The organism is Aureibaculum marinum (genome assembly GCF_003813905.1).
Lineage (GTDB): Bacteria > Bacteroidota > Bacteroidia > Flavobacteriales > Flavobacteriaceae > Aureibaculum > Aureibaculum marinum.
On the sequence record NZ_RPFJ01000009.1, the window covers coordinates 18919 to 44139 of the forward strand.

The 25221-nt window shown below is 35.9% G+C and carries 26 protein-coding genes; 25 read left to right on the forward strand and 1 reads right to left on the reverse strand.

Annotation, left to right across the window (positions count from 1 at the left end; all coding sequences use genetic code 11):
- Nucleotides 1–97 precede the first annotated feature (97 nt).
- The 20 genes from EGM88_RS07620 to EGM88_RS07720 all read left to right on the forward strand — a co-directional run bounded on the left by EGM88_RS07620 (nt 98) and on the right by EGM88_RS07720 (nt 19908).
- A complete protein-coding gene (locus tag EGM88_RS07620; RefSeq protein WP_123897387.1) occupies nt 98–3805 on the forward strand; it encodes an efflux RND transporter permease subunit in 3708 nt (1235 codons plus the stop codon).
- A complete protein-coding gene (locus EGM88_RS07625; RefSeq protein WP_123897388.1) occupies nt 3802–5019 on the forward strand; it encodes a TolC family protein in 1218 nt (405 codons plus the stop codon). The genes EGM88_RS07620 and EGM88_RS07625 overlap by 4 nt, the downstream gene beginning before the upstream one ends.
- A 29-nt stretch (nt 5020–5048) precedes the next feature.
- Nucleotides 5049–5642 (forward strand): DUF3347 domain-containing protein, encoded by a 594-nt coding sequence (locus tag EGM88_RS07630; protein ID WP_123897389.1) that lies wholly within the window; start codon nt 5049–5051, stop codon nt 5640–5642.
- Nucleotides 5643–6098 carry a heme-binding domain-containing protein gene (locus EGM88_RS07635; protein WP_123897390.1) on the forward strand — a complete coding sequence of 152 codons (456 nt, stop codon included), beginning with the start codon at nt 5643–5645 and terminating at the stop codon, nt 6096–6098.
- A 73-nt stretch (nt 6099–6171) separates the two neighbouring features.
- Complete coding sequence (locus EGM88_RS07640) at nt 6172–6729, forward strand: helix-turn-helix domain-containing protein (protein WP_123897391.1); 558 nt, start codon at nt 6172–6174, stop codon at nt 6727–6729.
- Nucleotides 6730–6807: 78 nt separating this feature from the next.
- Complete coding sequence (locus tag EGM88_RS07645; RefSeq protein ID WP_123897392.1) at nt 6808–7542, forward strand: heavy-metal-associated domain-containing protein; 735 nt, start codon at nt 6808–6810, stop codon at nt 7540–7542.
- 194 nt (nt 7543–7736) lie between these two features.
- Nucleotides 7737–8009 carry a DUF5676 family membrane protein gene (locus EGM88_RS07655; protein ID WP_118505002.1) on the forward strand — a complete coding sequence of 91 codons (273 nt, stop codon included), beginning with the start codon at nt 7737–7739 and terminating at the stop codon, nt 8007–8009.
- A 1-nt stretch (nt 8010) separates the two neighbouring features.
- On the forward strand, nt 8011–8844 hold the full coding sequence (locus EGM88_RS07660; RefSeq protein WP_123897394.1) for a universal stress protein: 834 nt from the start codon (nt 8011–8013) through the stop codon (nt 8842–8844).
- Between the two features lies 1 nt (nt 8845).
- Nucleotides 8846–9685, forward strand: a complete 840-nt coding sequence (locus tag EGM88_RS07665; protein WP_123897395.1) for an ATP cone domain-containing protein — start codon at nt 8846–8848, stop codon at nt 9683–9685.
- A gap of 6 nt (nt 9686–9691) precedes the next feature.
- Nucleotides 9692–10243: an AAA family ATPase gene (locus EGM88_RS07670; protein WP_123897396.1), complete on the forward strand. Its 552-nt coding sequence runs from the start codon at nt 9692–9694 to the stop codon at nt 10241–10243.
- Nucleotide 10244: 1 nt separating this feature from the next.
- On the forward strand, nt 10245–12314 hold the full coding sequence (locus tag EGM88_RS07675; protein ID WP_123897397.1) for a copper-translocating P-type ATPase: 2070 nt from the start codon (nt 10245–10247) through the stop codon (nt 12312–12314).
- A 4-nt stretch (nt 12315–12318) separates the two neighbouring features.
- Complete coding sequence (locus EGM88_RS07680; protein WP_118505012.1) at nt 12319–12903, forward strand: DUF2911 domain-containing protein; 585 nt, start codon at nt 12319–12321, stop codon at nt 12901–12903.
- Nucleotides 12904–13620: a PepSY domain-containing protein gene (locus EGM88_RS07685; protein WP_118505014.1), complete on the forward strand. Its 717-nt coding sequence runs from the start codon at nt 12904–12906 to the stop codon at nt 13618–13620. It begins immediately after the preceding gene.
- A complete protein-coding gene (locus EGM88_RS07690) occupies nt 13617–15389 on the forward strand; it encodes an efflux RND transporter periplasmic adaptor subunit (protein ID WP_123897398.1) in 1773 nt (590 codons plus the stop codon). The genes EGM88_RS07685 and EGM88_RS07690 overlap by 4 nt, the downstream gene beginning before the upstream one ends.
- A gap of 29 nt (nt 15390–15418) precedes the next feature.
- Nucleotides 15419–15904: an asparaginase domain-containing protein gene (locus tag EGM88_RS07695; protein ID WP_123897399.1), complete on the forward strand. Its 486-nt coding sequence runs from the start codon at nt 15419–15421 to the stop codon at nt 15902–15904.
- Between the two features lie 393 nt (nt 15905–16297).
- Nucleotides 16298–16837 (forward strand): helix-turn-helix domain-containing protein, encoded by a 540-nt coding sequence (locus EGM88_RS16025; protein WP_238988408.1) that lies wholly within the window; start codon nt 16298–16300, stop codon nt 16835–16837.
- 228 nt (nt 16838–17065) lie between these two features.
- Nucleotides 17066–17908, forward strand: a complete 843-nt coding sequence (locus EGM88_RS07705; protein ID WP_238988409.1) for an RteC domain-containing protein — start codon at nt 17066–17068, stop codon at nt 17906–17908.
- Nucleotides 17909–18220: 312 nt separating this feature from the next.
- A complete protein-coding gene (locus EGM88_RS07710) occupies nt 18221–18505 on the forward strand; it encodes a helix-turn-helix domain-containing protein (protein ID WP_123897401.1) in 285 nt (94 codons plus the stop codon).
- Between the two features lie 4 nt (nt 18506–18509).
- Entirely contained in the window at nt 18510–19262 is a 753-nt protein-coding gene (locus EGM88_RS07715) for a hypothetical protein (protein ID WP_123897511.1), read from the forward strand.
- Nucleotides 19246–19908: a P-loop NTPase family protein gene (locus EGM88_RS07720; RefSeq protein ID WP_123897402.1), complete on the forward strand. Its 663-nt coding sequence runs from the start codon at nt 19246–19248 to the stop codon at nt 19906–19908. Before EGM88_RS07715 ends, EGM88_RS07720 begins: the two co-directional genes overlap by 17 nt.
- A gap of 104 nt (nt 19909–20012) precedes the next feature.
- Here the strand turns inward: EGM88_RS07720 and EGM88_RS07725 are convergent, their stop codons facing one another.
- On the reverse strand, nt 20013–20645 hold the full coding sequence (locus EGM88_RS07725; RefSeq protein WP_123897403.1) for an N-acetylmuramoyl-L-alanine amidase family protein: 633 nt from the start codon (nt 20643–20645) through the stop codon (nt 20013–20015).
- Between the two features lie 189 nt (nt 20646–20834).
- Between EGM88_RS07725 and EGM88_RS07730 the strand changes: the two genes are divergently transcribed.
- The 5 genes from EGM88_RS07730 to EGM88_RS07750 are packed head-to-tail and all read left to right on the forward strand — an operon-like array spanning nt 20835 to nt 25212.
- Nucleotides 20835–21122, forward strand: a complete 288-nt coding sequence (locus EGM88_RS07730; protein ID WP_073243663.1) for a hypothetical protein — start codon at nt 20835–20837, stop codon at nt 21120–21122.
- A complete protein-coding gene (locus EGM88_RS16030) occupies nt 21123–21407 on the forward strand; it encodes a hypothetical protein (RefSeq protein WP_123897404.1) in 285 nt (94 codons plus the stop codon).
- Nucleotides 21394–23796, forward strand: coding sequence for a TraG family conjugative transposon ATPase (locus EGM88_RS07740; RefSeq protein WP_123897405.1), 2403 nt, complete (start codon nt 21394–21396; stop codon nt 23794–23796). Before EGM88_RS16030 ends, EGM88_RS07740 begins: the two co-directional genes overlap by 14 nt.
- Nucleotides 23797–23800: 4 nt before the next feature.
- Nucleotides 23801–24388, forward strand: a complete 588-nt coding sequence (locus tag EGM88_RS07745; protein ID WP_123897406.1) for a conjugal transfer protein — start codon at nt 23801–23803, stop codon at nt 24386–24388.
- Nucleotides 24388–25212 (forward strand): hypothetical protein, encoded by an 825-nt coding sequence (locus EGM88_RS07750; protein WP_123897407.1) that lies wholly within the window; start codon nt 24388–24390, stop codon nt 25210–25212. Before EGM88_RS07745 ends, EGM88_RS07750 begins: the two co-directional genes overlap by 1 nt.
- Nucleotides 25213–25221 lie beyond the last annotated feature (9 nt).

Sequence of the window (25221 nt, forward strand, 5' to 3'; positions counted from 1 at the left end):
ATAGACTTTTTTATCCAGTGGATTATTTCCATTAGGATAATTCCTTGTATTCGGTGTTTTCTTAGCACCAATGTCTAATTATTTAATTATCAAGTCAATGCTAAACAAAAGCATAAAATTTCTAATAGAAAACAAACTCGTTGCAGTACTATTACTCGTCCTTTTTATAGGCTGGGGAATTGTAAATGCACCTTTTAATTGGGATACTGGTTTTTTACCAGCTAATCCTGTAGCTGTGGATGCCATTCCAGATATTGGCGAAAATCAGCAAATAGTTTTCACTAAATGGGATGGTCGTTCCCCTCAAGACATAGAAGACCAAATTACTTACCCATTAACAACATCACTTTTGGGTATTCCAGGGGTGAAAACCATCCGAAGTTCGTCTATGTTTGGCTTTTCGAGTATCTATATCATTTTTGAAGAAGATATAGAATTCTATTGGAGTCGTAGTCGAATTCTAGAAAAGCTAAATTCATTACCTAGTGGGCTACTTCCAGAAGGAGTCAACCCAGCTTTGGGTCCTGATGCTACAGGTTTAGGTCAAATATTTTGGTACACTCTTGAAGGTCGGGACGAAAACGGTAAGGTTACGGGCGGATGGGATTTACACGAATTGCGAAGCATACAGGATTACTACGTAAAATATGCTTTGTCTTCAGCAAGTGGTGTGTCAGAAGTAGCATCCATAGGTGGTTATGTTCAGGAGTATCAAGTTGATGTCAATCCGGAACTGATGCGACAATATAATGTCGGATTACATCACGTTGTAAAAGCCGTAAAGGAAAGTAATAAAGATATAGGTGCTCAAACTATAGAAATCAATCAAGCTGAATACTTAGTCCGTGGCTTGGGGTATGTGAAATCTGTATCGGATATAGAAAATGCAGTCGTTACATCAGAAGATTATACGGCAATCAAAATTAAGGATATTGGTAAAGTGTCTTTAGGCCCAGCAACACGCAGAGGAATGTTGGACAAAGAAGGTGCGGAAGTTGTGGGAGCAGTTATTGTAGCCCGATATGGCGCCAACCCGATGGAAGTCATCAATAATGTAAAAGAGAAAATAAATGAATTAAGCCCTGGGTTACCGTCAAAAGTTCTGAGTGACGGAAGGACTTCACAAGTGACTATTGTGCCTTTTTATGATAGAACAGAACTTATACAAGAAACTCTTGGAACACTTAACGAAGCCCTCACTTTAGAAATACTAATTACCATTTTGGTCATCATCATTATGGTATTTAATCTTCGAGCTTCGGTACTTATATCTGGACTTCTACCCGTTGCAGTTTTGATGGTTTTTATTGCAATGAAGCTTTTCGGAGTTGATGCTAACATAGTAGCATTGTCAGGTATCGCTATTGCTATTGGCACAATGGTAGATGTGGGTGTCATACTCTCTGAAAACATTATCAGGCATCTTGATGAAAACAATGAAAAGCTACCTATAAACACCGTTGTTTATACTGCTACTGCGGAAGTCTCTGGTGCAATTGTAACGGCGGTAATGACCACCATTATTAGTTTTATCCCTGTGTTTACAATGATTGGTGCAGAGGGTAAATTGTTCAGACCATTGGCATTCACAAAAACATTTGCGTTAACGGCTTCCATTATTGTTGCCCTATTCTTAATTCCGCCTTTTGCAGCATTCTTGTTTAGAAAGAAAAGCCTTAAGAAACTATCAGGTTATATAATCAATGGTCTTTTAGTTGTCTTAGGAATAGCGGCCTTAATTTTTGGTTCTTGGTTAGGTATAATTCTAATTGCGTTTGGCGTTACTGCCTTCTTAAAATCACAGAACAGAATTACAGAAAAACGTTCCAATCTATTAAACATAGGGATTTCTGCTTTTGCAATTGTATTCTTGTTAGCAGAATATTGGCGACCACTTGGTGTAGACAGAAGCATCCTTTGGAATTTAATTTTTGTTGGGGTTATTTGCTTCGGACTATTAGGAGCATTCACCCTATTCAGACGACAATACACACGCATCTTAAGGTGGGCTCTTGCCAATAAACTATTATTTCTATCAATACCTACACTTATTGTCATTGCTGGTTTTTCCATTATGAAAAATACAGGGAAAGAATTTATGCCATCATTAAATGAGGGTTCATTTTTGTTGATGCCAACTTCTATGCCCCACTCAGGAGTTGAAGAAAACAAACGGATTTTACAACAGTTAGATATGGCGGTAGCCAGTATTCCAGAAATCAAAACCGTTGTTGGTAAGTCAGGTAGAACGGAGTCAGCTTTAGACCCTGCTCCATTATCAATGTATGAAAATGTTATTCAGTATAAACCAGAATATGCATTGAACGAAAAAGGAAATCGGCAACGCTATAAAGTAAATGACGACGGATTATTTGAATTGAAGGATGGGCGATTTATTGCAAATCCTAATAATTCTGAAAATGCTACTTTCAGTACATTCGACAGCTCACAATTACTCGAAGATAGCAATGGTGAATTCTATCGAAACTGGCGACCTGAAATAAATTCTCCTGACGATATATGGAAAGAAATAGTAAAAGTAACCAAGTTACCAGGCGTTACTTCAGCACCCAAATTACAGCCCATTGAAACCCGATTGGTAATGCTTCAAACAGGAATGCGTGCTCCAATGGGAATTAAAGTAAAAGGGCAAGATTTAAAGCAAATTGAAGCTTTTGGAATTCAATTAGAAGATATTTTAAAACAAGCTGAAGGTGTTAAAGTAGAAGCTGTTTTTGCAGATAGGATAGTTGGAAAGCCTTATTTATTAATTGATATAGATAGGGATAAACTGGCTCGTTATGGCATATCCATAGATGATGTTCAAAATGTGCTGAAAGTTGCTGTAGGTGGAATGGTGTTAACACAAACGGTAGAAGGCCGTGAACGTTATGGTGTTCGTGTACGCTATCCAAGAGAATTGCGAGCCAACCCGAACGATTTAAAACAAATTTATGTACCTGTCGAAAAAGGAAGTCCTGTTCCACTGAGCGAATTGGCATCAATTCGATACGAGCAAGGTCCACAAGTCATTAAAAGTGAAGACACCTTTTTAGTTGGTTATGTGCTGTTCGATAAATTAGATGGTTTTGCAGAAGTCAATGTGGTTGAAAATGCCCAGACTCTAATTCAACAAAAGATAGATTCTGGGGAATTAATTGTACCTAAAGGCATCAACTATCAATTCACTGGAACGTATGAAAATCAATTGCGAGCAGAAGAAACATTATCAGTAGTGGTGCCGTTGGCTCTACTTATTATCTTCTTGATTTTGTATTTCCAGTTCCGTTCGGTAGCCACATCATTAATGGTATTTACAGGCATTGCAGTAGCGTTTGCAGGTGGTTTTGTAATGATTTGGCTATATGGTCAGGACTGGTTTTTAAACTTCAGTTTTTTTGGAGAAAATTTAAGAGACCTATTTCAAATGCACACCATTAACCTGAGTGTTGCCGTTTGGGTCGGTTTCATCGCGCTATTTGGTATTGCTACCGATGATGGTGTAGTAATGGCAACTTACCTAACCCAAACATTTGATAGAAATACACCAGAAACGAAACAGGAAATTAGAGCTTCCGTAGTAGAAGCTGGAGAAAAACGTATTCGTCCTTGTTTGATGACCACGGCAACCACCATTTTGGCATTACTGCCAGTTCTAACATCCACAGGACGTGGAAGCGATATAATGATTCCTATGGCAATCCCAAGTTTTGGCGGGATGGTCATCGCCTTAATTACACTGTTTGTTGTTCCTGTATTATACAGTTGGAAACACGAGGCACAACTTAAAAAAGTAGCGAAATGAAGAAAATAATTTTAATAGGGATAGGGCTTTTAACTTTTGGTTTTTCAAATGCACAGCAATTGGAAACTCTTATCGAGAAAGCATTGAAAAACAGTCCAGAAATTCAAAAATTTGAATTGCAATATAGTATTGTCTCTGAAAAAGTGAACGAAGTAAACACGATTCCAAACACTGAATTTGGAGTTGGATATTTTGTTAGTGAACCTGAGACAAGGACAGGAGCTCAACGCTTTAAGGTATCGGCAAAACAAATGATACCCTGGTTTGGTTCGATAACTGCAAGGGAAAACTATGTAAGTTCATTGGCCGATGCCAAATACGAGGACATTGTTATTGCCAAAAGAAAATTAATCGCTTCTGTATCGCAATCCTATTACAATTTGTATGCAAACAAAGCAAAGCAAAAGGTCTTGGTGCAAAATATTGAATTGCTCGAAACCTATGAGACTCTGGCATTGACCTCTGTTGAAGTCGGTAAAGCTTCAGCGGTGGATGTATTGCGATTACAAATGCGTCAAAATGAGTTGGAACAATTAAAGGAAGTATTAGCTCAACAGTATTTGGCAGAACAAACGGCACTCAATAAACTTTTAAACCGTGATAAGGATATTGTGGTGAATGTAGTTCAAGAATTGACGATTCCTTCTGAAACTACTTTGATTAATACAGAAAACTTATCCCTGCATCCAGAACTGATAAAATATGACAAGCTCTACCAATCTGTTGAGCAGTCAGAATTATTAAATCAAAAGGAAAGCCTTCCTATGATTGGTTTTGGTTTGGATTATGTCAACGTTGACAAACGACCAAATATGGATTTTAGTGATAACGGAAAAGACATTGTAATGCCAATGGTATCAGTGTCAATTCCAATTTTCAACAAAAAATACAAATCGCAAACAAAACAAAACCAATTACAACAGCAGGAAATAACTGCTCAGAAACAAGAACGTTTGAACAAATTGGAAACAGTTTTGGACAAAGCTGTAAACGATAGAATCTCAGCAAGAATCAGCTACAAAACTCAGACGAAGAATCTGAAGCAAGCTAATGATGCCGAAGAAATATTAATCAAAAGCTATGAAACTGGAACCATTGATTTTAATGATGTTCTGGACATTCAGGAATTACAGTTAAAGTTTCAAATAAACCAAATAGAATCCATTAAAACCTACTATGTAAAAACAACAATAGTCAATTATTTAAGTAACTAAAAAACAAGTATAATTTAAAATTAATAATAATGAAAAAAGTAAGATTAACAACAACAATTATGATGATGGCATTTTTAAGCCTAACTGCAATGTCTTGCAAAGACACCAAAAAGGAAAATGCGCAAGATAGTACAACACATTCCGAAATGAACCACGATAAAATGGATAAATCCAATGATATGATGGATTCCGATACGCAGAACTTAGGTGCACAAAAAGTTTTGGCAGATTATATGGCTCTTAAGGATGCTTTAGTAAATGACGATAATGCAAAGGCAAAGGAATTGGGTAATGTATTGGCTCAATCTTTAAAATCGTTTGACGCATCTAGCTTTTCAAGTAAAGAGAAGTCTGAATTAAAGGATATTATGGAAGATGCTATCGAGCACGCTGAACACATCAGCGAAAGCGATATTAAACATCAGCGTGAGCATTTTAAAGTCTTGAGTAAGGATGTTACGGATATGGTAGCTATCACAGGAACAAAAGTGAAACTATACGAGCAATTTTGCCCGATGTATGATGGCGGTACAGCTTGGTTGAGTACAAAGGAAGAAGTACGAAATCCATATTATGGAAGCCAGATGTTGAAATGCGGAAAGGTGCAGCGAGAAATTAACTAAATGAAAATTACAAAAATCATAGCATTGATTTTATTGATTGGATTTGTGGGCATACAGTTTGTGCCCACAGACCTTAATCAAAGTGATACTGTGCCAAAAACCGACTTCTTGTTAGTAAACAACACTCAAGAAAACATAAGCGCAATATTACAAGAGTCCTGCTATGATTGTCATAGTAATAACACAAAATATCCTTGGTACAATAAAGTACAACCTGCTGCTTGGTTTTTAGAAAACCACATAAAGGATGGAAAGGAAGAATTGAATTTCAATGAATGGGACACATATTCTAACCGAAGAAAAAATAGCAAACTAAAGTCAATAATTAGTCAGGTTAAAGATGATGAAATGCCACTAGCATCTTACACATTGATTCACAAGGATGCTAAGTTGTCCAAATCTGAAAAGACCTTGATTATTGATTATATGAAGAACCTAAAAGAAAATTTAAGATAAAGCCCTGATATGGGAAGGAAATACTGGTTGATTGGTTAATAGCCCTTCCCGTTTCAGGCACTATAAAAGAAATATGGAACAAACCCTTAACATAAAGAATATGGTATGCGATAGATGCAAATCAACTGTATTACGTGAGTTGGAAGTATTGGGTTGTGACATAAAATCTGTTGAACTCGGGCAAATTGTTCTAAACGAAAAGAAAGGCATCCAAGCATTAGAGTTGGAAGAAGTGCTGAACAAACACGGTTTTGAAATCATAAAGGATGAAACAGAAATTTTGATAGAGGAAATAAAGATTGTACTCATACAAAAAATCGAAAATCAAGACAATGCAAACCTTTCCTCTTTTTTGACTAAAAGGTTTAATAAATCCTATTCGGCTTTGAGCAAGTTGTTCAGTAAAACTGAAGGTTTAACCATTGAAAAATATGAAATCAACTTAAAGATTGAAAAAGTAAAAGAACTGATACAGTTAGGGCAGTTGAATTTTTCAGAAATAGCATACAGCTTGAACTATAATAACAGTAGTCATTTGGCGAGACAATTCAAAAATGTAACAGGAATGTCAATGACAGTATTTAAGAACCTGCAAAAATGGAACAGAAAATCCTTAGACCAAATTGTGTAAGGATTATCCAGAATTTTACAAATGAAGATGGATTGCCGAAATTAATTTTGTGTAATAATCATTAAAAAAAAATGAACAATGACACATACATATAACATAAAAGGAATGACCTGCGGAGGCTGTAAGGCTTCGGTAGAAAAATATTTGGGCAACGTAGATAACGTTACCAACGTTACTGTTAACCTCGAAAAAGCTGAAGCTGAAGTTACAATGAGTAGCCACGTTGCTACGGAAGTTCTTAAAAAAGCATTACCGGAAAAATATACGCTTTCGGAAAAGGAAAACAAAAATGTTTTCCAGATGACATCCCAATCTATGGATGAAACAGAGCAAAAATCAAAACTGCAACAATTGCAACCATTATTGCTCATCCTTTTTTACATAGCAACTGCAAGTATTTTGTTGCATTATAAAAATTGGGATGGTAATGCCGTAATGTTGGATTTTATGGGGTTGTTTTTCATAGTGTTCAGTTTCTTCAAGATGCTAGATTTAAAGAATTTCCCTGAATCCTTCAGAATGTATGACCCATTGGCAAAACGAGTTTCAATATATGGTTGGATATACCCATTCATAGAAACTGCTCTGGGTTTGATGTTCTTAATGCGTTTTGAAATTGAAATTGCCCTTATAGCTACCCTAATAATATTAAGTATCACAACGGTTGGCGTTACTAAAACGCTTTTGGATAAAAAATCAATTCGTTGTGCTTGTCTTGGAACGGCATTAAAATTACCAATGACCGAAGCCACATTTATTGAAAATGCCATTATGATTGTAATGGCGATAGTAATGTTAACTCAAATTATATAAAAGATGAAATCACATACGCTTTGGATGATATTAGGTTGTGTACTTCCATTACTACTCATTTTTATTGCACCAAGTATAGGAATGGGCGAGAATGTGTCCTTGTTCATTTTTATAATTCTAATGTTTGGTTGCCATCTGTTGATGCCGCATCATAAACATAATCACGATAAAGAAAATAACAATAAACCACAATTATGAAAACAATCAGCATCAAAAAATTAGGAATGGCCACAGGCCTTACTGGAGCATTGCTCTATTTGGGTTGTATGGTGGTAATGTTTACTGTTGGCCGTGAAGGGTCTGTAAAATTCTTCAATAGCCTACTGCACGGATTGGATGTATCGACCATAATTAGGATGGATATGCCACTTTGGGAAGCTTGCCTAGGTATTATTCAAACGTTCATTTTGGGTTGGTTAATCGGTGCCTGTATTGCATCGCTTTATAATTGGCAAATAAAGAAATAAGATGAAAAATATATTAGTACCCACAGATTTTTCGGATAACTGCAATAAAGCGGCAAAATTGGCCATAGAAATGGCAGCACTATTTAATGCAGAAATCCATTTTTTGCACCAAATAAGTACTATAGTTAACTGGACAAAATTGACCAAGACCCAGGAGCAAAACTACCCTGACACTCTTGCAGAAATTGGCATAGCTAAAAGCAAGTTGAGGGCTTTGGACAAAGAAGCTGAAAGTAAAGGTTTGAAATCAAGGACGTTTCTGGAATTTGTTTCAGATGAAGATGCAATTGTGGCACATTCCCACAATTTTAATCACGATTTTATTATTACTGGAAGCAAAGGCATACAAAATGGATTCTTAAAGAAATTATTAGGAAGCAATGCCCAAAAAATCATTCGTAAGGCACGAGTACCAATTTTGGTTGTAAAAGAAGATGCTGTAGCCTTTCCTTTTAAGAATATCGTGTTTGTGTCTGATTTTAAGGAAGACATATCCAATGCATTTGAGGAAGTTGACAAAATAGCCAAAGAATGCAATGCAAAAATCCATTTGTTGAATATCAACACAACATCAGATTTTAATAGTGTTGAAAATGGGCTGCAACCCATCGAAGAATTTTTAAAACTCTTCCCAAAATTGGAAAACTATGCAATGCACGTCTATAATGAATCTACCGTGTTAGGTGGTATTGAAAAATTTGAAGGTTCAAATGATGTGGATTTAATAGCAATGTACACCCACAGTAGAAAAGGGTTTACAAATGTCTTTTCAAAGAGTATTGCTGAAAATGTTACTAACCATTCAAAAAAACCTGTAATGACAGTTCATCTTTAAAATGGAAAATGCAATTAATATCATAAAGTATTCGGGTGAGGTTGAAGTTTTCAATATTGAAAAGCTAAAACGCTCTTTGAGGCATTCCAAGGCAAGTGAACAACTTGTAGTGGAAATCGCTGAAGAAGTACAGAAGCAATTAACAGACGGTATGACAACCAAACGAATTTATGAAATTGCTTATGAGATTTTGAAACAGAAATCAAAATCAGGTTCTGCTCGATACAAGCTCAAAAAAGCCATTATGGAATTTGGTCCTACTGGCTACCCTTTTGAGAGATATATTGGTAAAATTCTCGAATATGAAGGTTTCAAAACAGATGTAGGTGTCGTTATGCAAGGTCATTGCGTAACCCACGAGGTAGATGTAACCGCTTTGAAAGCTAACGAACATTATTTAGTGGAATGTAAGTTCCATAGTGACCAAGGCAGGAATTGCAATGTAAAAATACCTCTTTACATACAGTCCAGGTTTAAAGATTTAGAAACCCATTGGCTAAAGCAAAAAGACCATTCCAAGAAATTTCATAAAGGCTGGGTTTATACCAATACAAGATTCTCAACCGATGCAATTCAATTTGGTGAATGTGCAGGACTTGGATTAGTTAGTTGGGATTATCCTCAACAAAATAATCTTAAAAGTAAAATTGACCGCTCAAGATTGTACCCAATTACAGCATTGCCCTCATTGAGCAAACAGGATAAACAAAAGATTCTAAACAATGGTATTGTGCTTTGTAGAGAGGTTTGCGATAATCCCAAGCTTTTAAACACCTTAGGAATACCTACAACGAAAAAGAAAAAGATTTTAGAAGAAGCTAATGAATTATGTAATCACTAAAAGAAAATGAAGAATTACCAAATCATAGAAACCAATTGGTGTGTCATAACAGGAGGCCCAAGCACTGGCAAAACTACTACTATCAATATGCTTGCAGAACTGGGGTATGAAACTACCATTGAACACGCTAGACATTATATAGATACGATGCGAATAAAGGGGCAAACAGTTGAAGAACTTCGAAGCAATAAACGAGAGTTTCAACTCGGTGTTTTAGATATGCAAATCGAACAGGAAGCATCGATAAACCCTAAAGATTTAGTTTTTCTAGACAGGGCAATCCCAGATGCGTTAGCATATTATCGGTTTTTAAAATTGGAAGTTGACGAAATTTTAAAAGACGCAATGCGCAAAGTGAATTATAAAAAGATTTTCGTTTTAGACAAACTGCCTTTAATAAACGACTATGCGCGATTGGAAAGTGAAAACGACCAAAATCAAATACACAATCTTATTACCGAAGTGTATGAATCATTACCCTTTCCAGTAGTACACGTACCTGTATTACCACCATTGGAACGAGTGAATTTTATATTGAACAGTATTAAAGACAATTAAAATGGAAAATCACGAACAACACAAAAATCACAACCACGAAAACCATTCCAAGCAGAAGACAGGAATGGACCACAGTAAGATGGACCATTCAGGTCATAATCCTGCTCACGGCGAAATGGGACACGACCATCACAAAATGATGATAGAAGATTTTAAACGAAGATTTTGGGTGTCCACAATTTTGACCATACCTATTCTTCTATTATCGCCAATGATACAGAATTGGTTGGGCGTAGACTGGAATTTCACTGGCAGTAATTATGTACTGTTTGCATTGTCGAGTATTGTTTACTTCTACGGCGGATGGCCATTTTTAAAAGGTTTGGTAAGTGAGTTAAAGAAGAAATCGGCAGGAATGATGACACTTATTGCCGTAGCAATTTCGGCAGCATATTTTTATAGCGTAGCTGTCATTTTTGGGTTTGAGGGGAAAACGTTTTTTTGGGAGTTGGCAACACTTATCGATGTAATGCTAATTGGTCATTGGCTAGAAATGCGTTCTATTTTGGGTGCAAGTAAAGCCTTGGAAGCTCTAGCGGCACTAATGCCTAACGAAGCTAACTTGGTTGATGGAAACCAAACTCGAAAAATAAAAATAAACGAACTAAGCGAAGGTGATATCATTCTCATTAAACCAGGTGAAAAAGTTCCGGCTGACGGCGTAATAGTAGAAGGTAAAAGTGACCTCAATGAAAGTATGCTCACTGGGGAAAGTAAGCCTGTAAGTAAAAGTGTTGATGAAGAAGTAATTGGCGGTGCTATTAATGGTAATGGGGTCATCAAAGTACGAGTAAAAGGCATAGGAGAAGAAACCTATTTATCAAAAGTGATAAATATGGTTCAGACGGCTCAAAAGCAGAAATCCAAAACGCAACGTTTGGCAGACGTAGCAGCAAAATGGCTTACTGTAATTGCATTAGTATTAGGTTTTGGTACATTCTTTACGTGGTTGGCTTTGGGAGAAACAGTATCATTTGCTCTGGAACGTATGGTAACTGTAATGGTAATCTGTTGTCCACACGCTTTAGGGTTGGCAGTGCCTTTAGTAGCTGCAATATCTACTAGTATTTCTGCAAAAAATGGACTGTTGATTCGTAACAGAACAGCTTTTGAAGCATCCCGTAAAATATCGACCATTGTGTTCGACAAAACTGGAACGCTAACTAAAGGTTCACACGAAGTAGTAAGAATTGTTCCATTGTCATCAGACTACGATAGAACAGAACTCTTAAAGTATGCGACTGCTGTTGAAAGCCCTTCCGAGCACCATATCTCTAAAGGATTAAGGCGAAAAGCAAAAGAGGAAAATATTGAGGTTCCTTCAGTAACCGACTTCAAGTACAACGCTGGTATTGGTGTTAGTGGAACGGTCAATGGAAAGAAAGTACAAGCAGGTGGATATGTACTAATGGAACAATTGAACAAAGATGTTGCTGAAGATAAAGACGAGGGTATTGAAACCAAAATCTTTACCATAGTAGATGATGAAGTGATTGGCTTTGTAACCTTCGCAGATGAAATCAGGGAAAGTTCTTATGAAGCTATTAAAGTCCTTCAGAAAAACAATATCAAAGTCTCTTTGCTTACTGGAGACAATGAAAAAGTAGCCAAAGATGTCGCTGATAAATTAGGACTAGATGATTATATGGCAGAAGTACTGCCAGACCAGAAACAAGACAAAATAATAGAATTGCAAGCAATGGATGAATTTGTGGCAATGACAGGCGACGGTGTAAACGATGCACCTGCATTAGCACAAGCAGATGTTGGTATTGCCATTGGTTCTGGAACGGATGTAGCCGCCGAGACCGCAGATATTGTTTTAGTGGACAGTAATCCAAAAGACATTGCCAACTTGATATTATTTGGTAAGGCTACCTATCGTAAAATGGTCCAAAATCTGGTTTGGGCAACAGGCTACAATATTGTGGCTTTGCCCTTGGCAACAGGGTTCATCCCTGGGCTTATGATAAGCCCTGCATTTGGCGCGGCGTTAATGAGTATAAGTACCATAATCTGTGCTGTAAATGCACAATTATTAAAAAGGAATTTAATAACCACAAAAGAATAAATCTATGAAAATCATATTCACAATACTATTTGCTGGAATCCTCCTCATAAGTTGTAAAAACGTAAATAGTAATAAAGAAGAACATAACCACCAAGAAACTATGGAGGTGGATGCTGAGAAGAATAAAAAGAAAGTTTTAAGCCCTCATACATCTGCAATGGCAATGGTAGGTGATGCACATATTCACGTAGACTATTCATCACCTGGAGTTAGGGGTAGAATAATTTTCGGCGGTTTATTGGCATACGACCAAGTATGGCAATCAGGAGCACATATGGCTACTTGGATAGAGACCAATAAGAATTTACAAATTAAAGGTAAAACACTTCCTGCGGGTAAATACGGATTCTTTACAATTCCTTCAAAAGATGAATGGACAGTCATATTTAACTCTAATTGGGAGCAACACGGTAAAGATGAATATGATGAAAAAGATGATGTAATTAGGTTTAAAGTAAAACCTAATTTTTCTGAAGAAATAAAGGAACATTTAGAATACAAAGTCAGCAAAGTTGATGACGTCGAAGGGAAAATAAGTCTGTCTTGGGAAAAAGTATCAATTGACTTCAATTTTAAAGTAGAGCAATAGATGGTAAATAGGCACACAGCACTAAAAATTAGAAAAACACACCGCTATTTAGGGTTGTTTTTAGGAATACAATTTTTGTTTTGGACGATTAGCGGTATGTATTTCAGTTGGACAGATATTGACGATATACACGGTGACCACTTTAAAAATTTAGAGCATCAGCCCAAAGCGTTTAACAATCTTATAAGTCCATCACAACTTAATGTTTCTGAAGGTGTTAACACCATCGCTTTAAGAGATATTGGTAACGTGCCATATTATTGGGTAAATGGCAAGCAGCTGTATAATGCTGTAGATGGAAGCCCAAAGAATAGCATCACAGAGGAAGAAGCACTCTATGTTGCTAAAAACTATATGAAAAACGGTTTAGAGGTGGACGCTATTGAGCAAATAAATGAGGTTGGAAAGCATCACGAATATAGAGAGAAACTATTGCCTGCTTATGTGATTTCATATAAAACAGACGAAGCCCTTAAAGCCTATGTATCGACAAAAGACGGAAAATTTCAAACCGTTAGACATCGAAGTTGGCGTTGGTTCGACTTTTTATGGATGACACACACTATGGATTACGACGGTAGGGATAATTTCAATACTATGGTCTTAAGAGCTTTCTCCCTTTTAGGTTTGATTACAGTATTAAGTGGCTTCTTATTATGGTACACATCATCACCCTCAGTTAGAAAATTATTAAAACGAAAAAAAACAAAGAAATGAAGAAATACGCGATTTACATTGGATTAGTAGTCCTAGGATTACTGTTTGGGTGGTTACTATTCGGTAACTCATCAAACAAGGAAGCAGAGCATAATCACAATGAAGTGGCAGAGACCAATCAAATGTGGACCTGTTCAATGCATCCACAGATTATGCAACCAGAAGCAGGCGACTGCCCTATATGTGGGATGGATTTAATTCCTGCCGAAAGTGGTGCAGATGGTTTGTTGGCAGACCAATTCAAACTTACAGAAAACGCAATGGCTTTGGCCAACATTCAGACATCCATAGTTGGTAATGGTGACGTGGAGAATAACACCATAAAGTTATCAGGAAAAATAGTAGAAAATGAAGAATCCAACGCTGTGCAAGTAAGCTATTTTTCCGGAAGAATTGAACGTTTGAATGTGAGCTTTACGGGTGAAGAAATTCGTAAGGGGCAACTGTTAGCTACTATTTACTCGCCTGAATTATATGCAGCGCAACAAGAGTTGATTACGGCAGCTTCATTAAAAGAGTCGCAACCAGCATTATACAATGCGGTCAGAAACAAATTGAAACTCTGGAAATTATCGGAGAATCAAATTAATAAAATTGAGACTTCTGGTAAGGTGTTAGAAAACTTTCCTGTATATGCTACTGTTTCTGGTACAGTTTCAGAAAAATTAGTAGAACAAGGAGATTATATAAAGCAAGGTCAACCATTATTAAAAATAGCGAAACTAAATACGGTTTGGGCAAATTTCGATGTCTATGAAAATCAGATTGATTTATTCAAAAAAGAACAAGATGTGGCTATCACCACCAATACTTATCCAGACAAAGAATTCAAAGGGAAAGTTTCATTTATAGACCCAGTATTAGATACACGTACAAGAACCGTAAAATTAAGAGTTGTATTAAACAATACAAAAGATGAGCTTAAACCAGGAATGTTTGTTGAAGGTAACATTGAAGGTATTTCTTCAACTAAAGAACAATCACTTAGTATTCCATCAACAGCGGTCTTATGGACTGGAGAGCGTTCGGTTGTCTATCTAAAAAGTAACCCTGATGAACCAGTTTTTGAAATGCGCGAAGTAAAATTGGGTAATACTTTAGGCGATAATTATGAGGTGTTAAATGGCTTGGAGAATGGTGATGAAATAGTCACTAATGGAACTTTTACCATCGATGCAGCTGCTCAATTACAGGGTAAAAAATCAATGATGAACAAGGAAGGTGGAAAAGTAATGACCGGACACGAAGGACATTTGGGAATGCAAGAAACAACTTCAAGTGACAATAGTAATCACTCTGAAATGAATGAGAGAATAAAGGTCTCGGTGGATTTTCAAAGTCAATTGAAAACTGCTTTTAATGATTATTTAGAAGTAAAAAATGCATTGGTAAAAGATGATTCAAAGAAAGTAGCTGACGATGCAAAGAAACTACTCGATAAATTGAATCTGATAGATATGACCCTATTGAAGGACAACAATGCTCATAATCACTGGATGAAGTTAGAGAAAGAACTAAAATCTTCAACTAAATCTATTGCTGAAACCTCGGATATAAAAGAACAGAGAAATCATTTTAAGCATCTATCATCACATTTGGGCACTGCAATACAGTTATTTGGAGTAAACGAAAAGGTTTACAATCAATTTTGCCCAATGGCAGATAACAACAAAGGCGCTTATTGGTTGAGCAAAGAAGAAAAAGTATTAAACCCATATTTCGGTGATGCAATGCTGACCTGTGGAGAGGTAAAACAGGTAATAGACTAATCAACCATTTAGCACAAAACTATTGTATTATGAAAACTCATATTATTTCAACAGGTGGCACGATTGAAGGTCTGGATTACGAAAATCTTAATCAAAAGCAAACAAATACAGTTGCTATTGAAGATATACTTTCAAATGCCAAAATCACTTCAGCTTACAGCATAGATAAAATTCTGAATAAGGATAGTCGCTTTATTAATGATGATGACAGAGAACTAATAGCTAAAACCATCAATTCTTCAGACTCGGATAAGATATTATTAACTCACGGTACTGTTACAATGGCTGAAACAGCCAAATTCTTAGGCAGGCTTAAAATCAAAAAAACCATCGTTCTCACTGGAGCATTTGTTTTGGGAACAAAAAAGAATAGCGATGCGCCTTTCAATTTGGGATTTGCTCTTTCTGCGCTTCAGTTTCTAGAACCAGGAGTTTACATCGCTATGAACGGAACAGTTTTTAATTGGGATAATGTCCGAAAAAATAATCAGCACAATCGGTTTGAAACCATATAAGGTTCAGTATACGCTATGTTTGGAACCTCGATACATTGGACAACTTTTTTCTATCTTTTATTAGATACGGTCATTGTATTGTTTACACTTTACTATTCAACGCGTAGGTATTCTAGCGGTTACAAAAGATTTTTCTATCTAGGCATACTGTTCATAACATACAATCTAACAGGTGGGTTCTTACCAATTGATAACTTTCCAGGACCTTTCATCCTTCAATATATCATAACCTACGGGGTCGCTATTTCGCTATGCGTTTATATCGTTTACTACTTGTACAAGGAATATGATATTGTGGTTTTAAAATATAATTCTTCTATACGAAATTTAGCAATTTTAGTCTCAGCAAGTTTCATCGTCCTCTTTTTAATTCCTTACTTCTTTACAAATTCGTTGAACTCTTCAAGATTACTTTTTACCATACCAATTTCGATAATCGCCTTTTTATTTTTAGGGATGTTTTACGAGAGAATTTCTAATCCAAGTAACCCAAATGAATATATTTTACGTCGTAACAGATTATCAATGGTTAGTGTGGCGAGTATAGCTCTTTTACCTGTACTGACATTTATTGGAGATTATCAGTGGTTGACCTTCACAGTTATGAATGCATCTTTCTACGCCATAACGATTATTGAGATAGATAGGCACCTTTACTTTCTAGAAAATAAGACAAAAATGTACGAAGTATTTGCAATGAGCAAAGAACAGGCAATCAACTCGGCTGATACAAGAATTATTTATGAAAATTTGACAAGAAGAGAAATAGAGATTACCTTGTCCATTCTCGGCAATCTTAGTTATAAACAAATTGCCAAGGATTTATTCATTGCAGAAAGTACAGTATCAAAACACGCCTCTAACATCTACAAAAAAACAGGCGCAAAGAATAGAAGGCAATTTATTTCTCGCTACAGAAAAAAATCGAAATAGCGTTATTCTTAGGTTTATAGCAATTACCGTAGGAATATACGGTTGATTCCGTACATAACTACGGAATAAATTACGCTTCTTTAAAAATTATGTTAGTACTTTACGATTAGTTCTTTAGCTCATTCTTAGTATAAACTTCTACTTTCAAAGTATGGTACTACGCATTGATACCAAAGAATTCTAACAACTAAACCACCCAAACCTAGATGGACTTAACTGTATTTATGGATGCAATTGGATTTAAAAACATTATGCGAAAATCTTCTCGAAGAGTTAAACGGGATAAGGCTCGAAAATCTACCGATTTTGGAGCAATCTTATCGTTCTATTGAGTTAAGTAGAAATTTGCTTAGTGTTTTCAAAAGAGAAATTTTGGTTAATGATTTTGAAAGTGTCGATAAAGAAATAGTCTTTTTCAAGAAAATTAAGCAAATACCATTAGTCAAGCTTATTTACTTCTCCGAGATTCATTCTTTTGAAATTCAATTCCCCAAAGCGGACAGTGCTGCCCAATTAAAATTTGTAAAAAAGAAGATTAACAAATTAAATCGATTTTTCCTTTATAATATTGACTTCAGTCAATATGTAAAATCTGGGGCAACTCACTTCGATAAAGCTTACTATACCAGAAGCCATCTTGATATTTACCATATTACTACTTCCAAATTTTATTTTCAAGACCCTGATTTTTGTACACCAAGAGATATGCTTTTGGGAAAGTTCAAGGCGTATATTTCTCTTATCAACTATATGGACCAAAAGAAACATTCTATTAAAAATAAATTAAACGGTAATAGCGTGAATATAAAACCTACGGAAAAAATTCCTTGGCCATTCACAAATACGGATTGGGTAGAACTTCTCTATGCATTATCTGCTAGTGGAATTGCGAAACAAAAAGGTCTTAGTATTATTAGAATATCTAAAATATTGCAAGAGGTATTTGACTTTACCCCAAAGGAAATCTACAAAACCTTTCAAGACATCAAAAACCGCAAAAATAGCCGGACATTGTTTCTTGACCAACTGACTGCCTCACTTCTTTCGGAAATGGACAAAAGTGAGGAATAGTTATTCGTTTGCCCTTCTTTTATTCTTTAAAATAAGACCGTACTACGGTTGACCTACGGTAATCACATTGTACACCTGTTTTCCATAAATTTTGATACAATTTAAAGGTCTATTAATTACGGAAACTCAAGAAAATAGCACTAAAACAAATCAAATTTCAAAATGTTAAATTTTAACCGTAGTACGGTTATACTGGGGAATAAAATCCACTAAAGCTATTCAAATTTGTAGAACGAAAGTCAAATCAGGTCAGGGGCTGTCAAATTAGTTGAAAGCGATACGATAGCCCCTTTCCATTAAAACCGTTCTATTATGCCGGCAAATATCATTACAACAGACGACCTTCGGGAATTCAAAATGGAATTGCTCGATGACATTAAAAAACTGCTATCCAAAAAAACTACTGGAAAACTCAAAAAGTATTTGAAATCCGCAGAAGTTATGGACTTGCTTCAAGTGAGTCCAGGAACTTTACAAAACCTTCGTATTAATGGCACATTGCCCTACACTAAAGTAGGTGGCATTATCTATTACGATGCGGAAGAAATTCAAAACATAATGACTACCAACCGTGTGCAGCACGGCTCAAATTCTTAAAATGATGAACTATATAAAGCTACTTAACGCGGCTTTTGAAAAGTTCTATTTTGATGACCGCCTAAATCCAACCCATATCAGTTTGTATATGGCGCTGTTCCAAGAATGGAACAGCAGTCGCTTTGCAGATGAATTTTATGTCAACCGAAGAGATTTAATGCGTTGCGCCAAAATAGGCTCAAAATCTACTTATCATCGATGTGTTAGAGATTTGGATTCGTGGCTTTACCTGTGTTATTTCCCATCTAACAATCCATATAAAGGGAGTAAAATTAAGATGTCCATTATTGGTACAAGTGATGAACCAGTTACGGGACAGTACAATCCCATATTAGAACAACTTGCGGAACAGTACAATCCCAGAAGTGTACCGCTTGAGGAACACTACCATCCCACAAATGGACAGGTTGTGGACTTACACAGTCCCATAAATGGACAAGCATTGGTATCTAATACAAACAATAACAAACAAGAAAATTATATTAAACAGCCAAAGGGCAGTCAGGCGGTTATTATTTTTTTTGAAAAAAATGGTTTTGATGCCGATGAAGGAAAAAAATTCTTTGAGCATTATGAAACCCGAAACTGGCAAACAAGCGATGGTCAGCAAATTCGTGATTGGCGAGCTCTAGCAAATAATTGGATGGACAGAACAGAATTATTCGACGAGAAAAGCGAATCAAATAAAAAACAAGCGTCCCAAATCAAGGACAACTTGCGAACCACAAAAAACAAAGATTATGGACAACCCCTCTAAAATTACTGAAGGTGGCGTGGAATATTCGCTAGGAAAATTTGATGGAAAAAGTATATTGTACGATTTTCCAAAAATATTAATCTATTTGAATGCTAAAGGGAAATTGCTTTTTGGTGAAAAGTTTAGGATTTATGACGAAGATAGAGATATACTGATGAAGCTCTGCTCTTATTTTATTAAGGATAAAGACAATTGTAAAAGTTTTGGTATAGATATGGAAAAAGGAATCTTACTTTCCGGACCCGTTGGTTGTGGTAAAACAAGCTTGATGAAACTGCTTCGCCATATTGTACCATTACAACGACCTTACGAAATGATTCCGTGTAGGAACGTAACCTTCAGCTTTAATCACTTAGGATTTAAAACCATTGAAGAATATGGAAATACTAAATTTTTCTGCTTTGATGATTTAGGTATTGAGCCCGTTGGACGTTTCTATGGTAAGGATTTGAACGTAATGGGAGAAGTGCTTCTATCTCGATACGAATTATATCTATCCACCAAACATAAAGTAAAAACTCACGCTACCACCAACCTTAATGCCGAAGAATTAGAAGAACGTTATGGGAATCGTGTTCGCAGTAGAATGCGAGAATTGTTTAATCTTATTGCTTTTGATAAAGCTGCTGGTGATAAGCGTAAGTAATCTAGCTTCTAAATGTTTTATATAAGATAATCACTTCTGAGATAAATTGTACTACTATCTCTTTTAAACTTTTGGTTAATTCTAAAAAAATATCTTTCATAATACTATTGTTTTTGTATAGATAATAAAATGGCAAATGCTATCAATTTTATATTTGCGGAATTTGACAAATAACCACTTTCGTCTTTATTAGATAAGAAACCTAGTTCCAAGAGAACAGAAACGCAATGACTGGTTGTTTCTCTCAGCACTTGAAAATTTGCAAACTTCACGCCTCTACTTTCATATCCTATCTCTTTGCAAAGTGCTTTTTCAATTTGATAACCTATATAAATAGATTCTTTTGAATAATTTGTTCGCTTTCGTGACGCATAAACTTCTATTCCTCTAGCATTAGAATTATCTGAATGATTGCAATGTAAAGAGACAAACAAATCCGCATCAAGGATTTTGGCCAGTTTTGTTCTATCCGATAACGAAATAAGCGTATCATTATACCTGGTCAAATAAATATCCAGAGGCTTATTAAATTTATTATTCAACCTCAAAATCGCATTTGCAATATTCAATACAATATCCTTTTCTTGAATTTTATTCATACCTATCGCACCGGAATCTTTTCCACCGTGTCCAACGTCAATTACAATTCGTTTTTGAGTACTCGATTCTTGTCCAAAAACGAGACACATTTTTAGAAGCAAAAAGACAAAACTGACGTTTTTGAGCACTTTTTTCATTTTCAATTTTCGGGTTATCAACAACATTCTTTCAAAATCTCATAGAATTTGATACCAAATAATAGCAATTAAATTCAATTGATTTCAAATAATATTTTATTCACAAATATTTGATTTTCAATTATTTATGTGCAAATATATGTAAATTTCAGAAAGAGAAAATGAATAAAAAATCTAAACAGTTTTATTATGAAAAAATCAATCTACTTAGCAACTTTTTTATCGTTGCTCTCAACATCACTTTTTGCTCAAATTGGGGGAATTGAAGATTCCGTTAATGATGTGGGCGATACCATACGTACTATATTTCCAATTTTACTTGGTGTCATTTTTCTTGTTGGTTTCCTGTTTAATGCAGGGCACTTCTTTGGGGAAAACGCAGACCTTAAAAAAGGTATTACTAGAGTACTTGTGTTTGTTTTGATTGCTGGTGCAGTTGTCGGCATCTTCACATACTTAATAGGAATCGTAGTATAAATGAAACGCTACGAGGTCTATAAAAACATCAGGAAACGGGCGGTCATCTTTGGGCTGCCTATTTCTCTGTTTGCTCTAATGATGGTTTCCATTTTAGCTTCGCTACTCATTATCATCTTCTCTTTCAGCTTTGGGATAATAATTGGCATACTCGTTTTTAATGCTGCCTTATACGTAGCCCTGTCTAGAATAACGCATAACCCGCAAATCTTTCAGATGGCTAAAGCCTTCCCTAGAATAATAAGTAATAAAAGAAACTCTGGCTTCGATTATGAACAAAATTAATCTTTCAGCATATCAACCAATCACGGATATTCAAGACAATATCATATTTGCCAATAATGGCAATGTTGTCCTATGCTATGAAGGAAAATTGCCAGAAATCTATTCCTTATCGGAAAAAGACTTTGAGGATATACACGGTGCTTGGTTTCAGGCTCTAAAATCATTGCCTATTGGTACAGTGGTGCAAAAACAAGATATCTACCTTAAAAAGACATACACTTCAGAGGCATTACCCAACACAACATTTTTAGAAAAAGTAACACACGACCATTTTAAAGGACGTGATTATATGGAACATCGTTGCTTTTTGTTCTTTACGCTCACTAAGAACAAAGCTTTAAACAATTCAAAATATGTTAATCCTTTCCGTAAAGTTTCAAAAGGAATTATTCAACAATTAGATGACAACATTAAGAGCTTTATCGGTTCTGTTAGTGATTCTATTTCCTTTATAAACAATAGCCGAAAAATGAATTTTCTTCCGCTTAACGCAAAAGACATTCAACAACTCACAAATGGCTATTTCAATGGCTTCAATGATGGGTTTGATACTGATATCATATTAGATAAAAAAAGTGTCAATATTGGCGAAAACCACTTTGATGCCCTGGCCATCAATAGCGAACTGTGCTTTGGCGAAAGTGTACAGAGTAGCAAAACCAATGAGAAATTCACTTCTGACGATTTTGTATTTCATCAAGGATTTATTGATGGTTTAGGGCTTACGCTTAATGAAAACCACATTGTCAACCAAATTTTATATCTCGATGACAAACAAAAGTGGCGTAAGCTACTCGATAAGAAAATCGAAGAACTTAATAAAAGTTCCAACTTCGGCTCACAGAACAAAGTAGTCCTTGGTAAAATTCAACATATTCTAGACCAAATCAATGCCGACGATAATGCTCGGATTATACGTGGTCATTTAAACATTGTGTATTGGGATAAAAACCCAGAGAATTTAAGCCGAATTGGTTCTAAAATAAAGACCGAATTTAAGGAACTGGACATCATTCCTTATTATCCAAGAGGTGAAGAACGAAAGAATTACATCCTTAACAGCTACTGTTGTTTTTCTTCCAATTTTTCAAACAACGATTTATACGTTACCGATTTAAAACACGCACTTTGCTTGTTCATTAATAATACTAACTACAATTCGGATGCTACTGGAATCATCTTCAATGACAGGGAACATAACGTTCCTGTTTTAAAAGATGTTTGGGACGAACGTAAGAAGCGCATCAAGGCACGCAATTTTGCCATTTTTGCGCCAACGGGTGAGGGTAAATCGTTCTTGGCAAACAATATACTGAGGCAATATTTTGAGAGTGGTGTCCGTCTGGTCATAATTGACCTTGGCGGATCCTACACAAAATTTGCCAAACTCTATCCAGAAAAATATACCGTGCTTCGTTATGAAAGTGGTAAAAATCTCGGTATCAATCCTTTTTATATAAGTGATGCAAATGACTTGACACCTGAGCGACTGGAAGATTTATCAGTTTTTCTGTTTGAACTATTCGCATCAGATTTAAAGGTAACCAAAACACAATCGGTTTCGGTTAAAAAGATATTGCGCCACTATTACAACAATACATCAGAAAATCATTCGCTAGATGGTTTTTGCAACTTTATAGAGAGGAATCAGAAAGACCTTCTGAACACCTTAAAAATCCATCCCGACTATTTCAATATTACCAGCTTCTTGCACGTAATGTCTGAATATGTCGGCGATGGTCTATATAGTTTCCTCTTTGAAGTAAGCGAAGACCAGACCTATAAAATTGAGGACAAACGCCTGATTGTTTTTGAACTGGATGAAGTAAAGGACAATAAGGAAATCCTGTCGGTAATGTTGAAGCTGATTAAGTCAGCCATCCAAAGAACAATTTGGAAAAACAGAGCTGAAAAAGGCATCATCCTATTTGATGAATTTGCAAAACAATTAAAGTTTGATAATGTGCTCGAAAGTGTAGAATTCTACTATCAAGCCATCCGTAAACAGAATGGTGCGATTGGTATTATTCTTCAGTCCATTAATCAGCTTCCCAACAATTCAACATCAGCCAGCATAATAGAAAACACACAGGTCATTTATAGCCTTAACAATGAAAAGGGCTATGACGAATTGGTCAAACGCCTCAATCTATCGAGCCACGATTTAAACCAATTAAAGTCCATCAAAAACAACTTATCTGGACCAAGAAAATACACTGAAATGTTTATCAAAATAGGAAAGGAAAGCAACATCTTCCGTTTGGAGGTTCCAAAGGAAGTCTATGCTGCCTACCTAACCGATGGACAAGAAAATGAGGAAATAATGAAGCTCTACAACGAGCATCACAATATGGAGAAAGCAATAATTCAATTCACATCTAAAACATAATATTATGAAAACAAAAATCAAAACAATCTTGTTTGGGCTATGCTTAACAGTTGCCCTTTTATTACCCAACGGTGCTACCGCCCAGGGAATGCCAGTTTATGACAATACCAACTTTGTTAGTCTAGTAAAACAACTTATAGAATCAGGTAAGCAGACAGCTGAAATGATTAAGTCTGTAAAATTCCTGAAAGATGCTAAAGAAGCTATAGAGAAAGTATCCAGCGTTGTACAACAGCTTAGAGCAGTTGAGGAAATTGCACAGAACAATCAACGCCTTATCAATGTAATGCAAAATGATTTACAAGATATTTTAAACTCACCTTATATCAAACCAGAAGAAGTAACACGAGTTGCGGAATCATTTGATGCCATAGTTCAAAATTCTTTGGACACCGTTGATTTTATTGGCGAAATCTTATCCAGCGATAATCTAAAAATGTCCGATGCTGAGCGTGCTGAAGTTTTAAAACAAAAAGAGCAGGAATCTAAGGAAATGGTTTCTAACATTAAGACAAAAACCAAACGCTATCGTGATATCATTTCCTTCAGAAAAATGCAAGACAAAATCAATAATCGCGAAACGAATTACTAATGAGTTTTGGACTTGAATATGTGGATGCCGTCTTTCAGACGATACAAGCCAGTGACTTCTCGCAATACACTATTGCCGGAATGAAAACACTTGCTGTATTGTTCTTTCTGGTCAATATCCTTAAAAAATATAATGAAGGTGTAGCGGATAAAGACGGTTACACTTGGGGGTTGAGTCCAGGCGAATTAGCCAAGAATTTTGCCGTGGTTCTTCTTGTTATATTTTCTACTCAAGTACTGGGTTTCTTTGATGGAATTTTGGTTTCCATTGAAGCGCAGTATCGTGGTACTGCCCCTGCTTTGTTACCATTACAGATGCAGGATATTCCTATTGAGGAAGATGTAAGTATCATCGAGGTAGCTCAAGCCGCAATGACGCTCTTATATGAAGCCTTGGTCACACCACTTTATGGATTCAAAATATTTGCATTTATCATTAGCCTTATCCTTTGGATATTGGATTTGTTCATATACCCGTTATTTCTCGCCGAACGTTATTTTCTATTGGGAATTATGCAAGCCTTCTTTCCATTGGTTATAAGTTTAGCGGTTTTTGAAAAATTCCGTTCGCTTGCCTATACATTTTTTAAATTATACGCTGCGGTGTATATGTTGGTCCCAGCTTTCTTTTTGGTCAACGTATTTGTAAATGCACTCTATACCGAAATCAATACGAACTTCTGGACAAACCTTTTTGGAACTGATATTGGCCAGGGCTTTTTTGCACCTGTAGTTCAGCTTGGGTCGGTTGGTTTTATAGTTTTTCTAAAATTCAAATTATATAAGCGTGCCACCTCATTTACCCTCAGATTATTTACAAGTTAATTCCAATGA

What these genes read in the sequence shown, in the direction of transcription:
- EGM88_RS07685 (WP_118505014.1), top strand. Translation starts at nt 12,904, where the DNA reads ATGGTAAATAGGCACACAGCACTAAAAATTAGAAAAACACACCGCTAT.
- EGM88_RS07680 (WP_118505012.1), top strand. Translation starts at nt 12,319, where the DNA reads ATGAAAATCATATTCACAATACTATTTGCTGGAATCCTCCTCATAAGT.
- EGM88_RS07675 (WP_123897397.1), top strand. Translation starts at nt 10,245, where the DNA reads ATGGAAAATCACGAACAACACAAAAATCACAACCACGAAAACCATTCC.
- EGM88_RS07620 (WP_123897387.1), top strand. Translation starts at nt 98, where the DNA reads ATGCTAAACAAAAGCATAAAATTTCTAATAGAAAACAAACTCGTTGCA.
- EGM88_RS07720 (WP_123897402.1), top strand. Translation starts at nt 19,246, where the DNA reads ATGGACAACCCCTCTAAAATTACTGAAGGTGGCGTGGAATATTCGCTA.
- EGM88_RS07660 (WP_123897394.1), top strand. Translation starts at nt 8,011, where the DNA reads ATGAAAAATATATTAGTACCCACAGATTTTTCGGATAACTGCAATAAA.
- EGM88_RS07745 (WP_123897406.1), top strand. Translation starts at nt 23,801, where the DNA reads ATGAAAACAAAAATCAAAACAATCTTGTTTGGGCTATGCTTAACAGTT.
- EGM88_RS07665 (WP_123897395.1), top strand. Translation starts at nt 8,846, where the DNA reads ATGGAAAATGCAATTAATATCATAAAGTATTCGGGTGAGGTTGAAGTT.
- EGM88_RS07645 (WP_123897392.1), top strand. Translation starts at nt 6,808, where the DNA reads ATGACACATACATATAACATAAAAGGAATGACCTGCGGAGGCTGTAAG.
- EGM88_RS16030 (WP_123897404.1), top strand. Translation starts at nt 21,123, where the DNA reads ATGAAACGCTACGAGGTCTATAAAAACATCAGGAAACGGGCGGTCATC.
- EGM88_RS07635 (WP_123897390.1), top strand. Translation starts at nt 5,643, where the DNA reads ATGAAAATTACAAAAATCATAGCATTGATTTTATTGATTGGATTTGTG.
- EGM88_RS07730 (WP_073243663.1), top strand. Translation starts at nt 20,835, where the DNA reads ATGAAAAAATCAATCTACTTAGCAACTTTTTTATCGTTGCTCTCAACA.
- EGM88_RS07630 (WP_123897389.1), top strand. Translation starts at nt 5,049, where the DNA reads ATGAAAAAAGTAAGATTAACAACAACAATTATGATGATGGCATTTTTA.
- EGM88_RS07740 (WP_123897405.1), top strand. Translation starts at nt 21,394, where the DNA reads ATGAACAAAATTAATCTTTCAGCATATCAACCAATCACGGATATTCAA.
- EGM88_RS07725 (WP_123897403.1), bottom strand. Translation starts at nt 20,645, where the DNA reads ATGAAAAAAGTGCTCAAAAACGTCAGTTTTGTCTTTTTGCTTCTAAAA.
- EGM88_RS07655 (WP_118505002.1), top strand. Translation starts at nt 7,737, where the DNA reads ATGAAAACAATCAGCATCAAAAAATTAGGAATGGCCACAGGCCTTACT.
- EGM88_RS07715 (WP_123897511.1), top strand. Translation starts at nt 18,510, where the DNA reads ATGAACTATATAAAGCTACTTAACGCGGCTTTTGAAAAGTTCTATTTT.
- EGM88_RS07710 (WP_123897401.1), top strand. Translation starts at nt 18,221, where the DNA reads ATGCCGGCAAATATCATTACAACAGACGACCTTCGGGAATTCAAAATG.
- EGM88_RS07695 (WP_123897399.1), top strand. Translation starts at nt 15,419, where the DNA reads ATGAAAACTCATATTATTTCAACAGGTGGCACGATTGAAGGTCTGGAT.
- EGM88_RS07705 (WP_238988409.1), top strand. Translation starts at nt 17,066, where the DNA reads ATGCAATTGGATTTAAAAACATTATGCGAAAATCTTCTCGAAGAGTTA.
- EGM88_RS07670 (WP_123897396.1), top strand. Translation starts at nt 9,692, where the DNA reads ATGAAGAATTACCAAATCATAGAAACCAATTGGTGTGTCATAACAGGA.
- EGM88_RS07640 (WP_123897391.1), top strand. Translation starts at nt 6,172, where the DNA reads ATGGAACAAACCCTTAACATAAAGAATATGGTATGCGATAGATGCAAA.
- EGM88_RS07690 (WP_123897398.1), top strand. Translation starts at nt 13,617, where the DNA reads ATGAAGAAATACGCGATTTACATTGGATTAGTAGTCCTAGGATTACTG.
- EGM88_RS07750 (WP_123897407.1), top strand. Translation starts at nt 24,388, where the DNA reads ATGAGTTTTGGACTTGAATATGTGGATGCCGTCTTTCAGACGATACAA.
- EGM88_RS07625 (WP_123897388.1), top strand. Translation starts at nt 3,802, where the DNA reads ATGAAGAAAATAATTTTAATAGGGATAGGGCTTTTAACTTTTGGTTTT.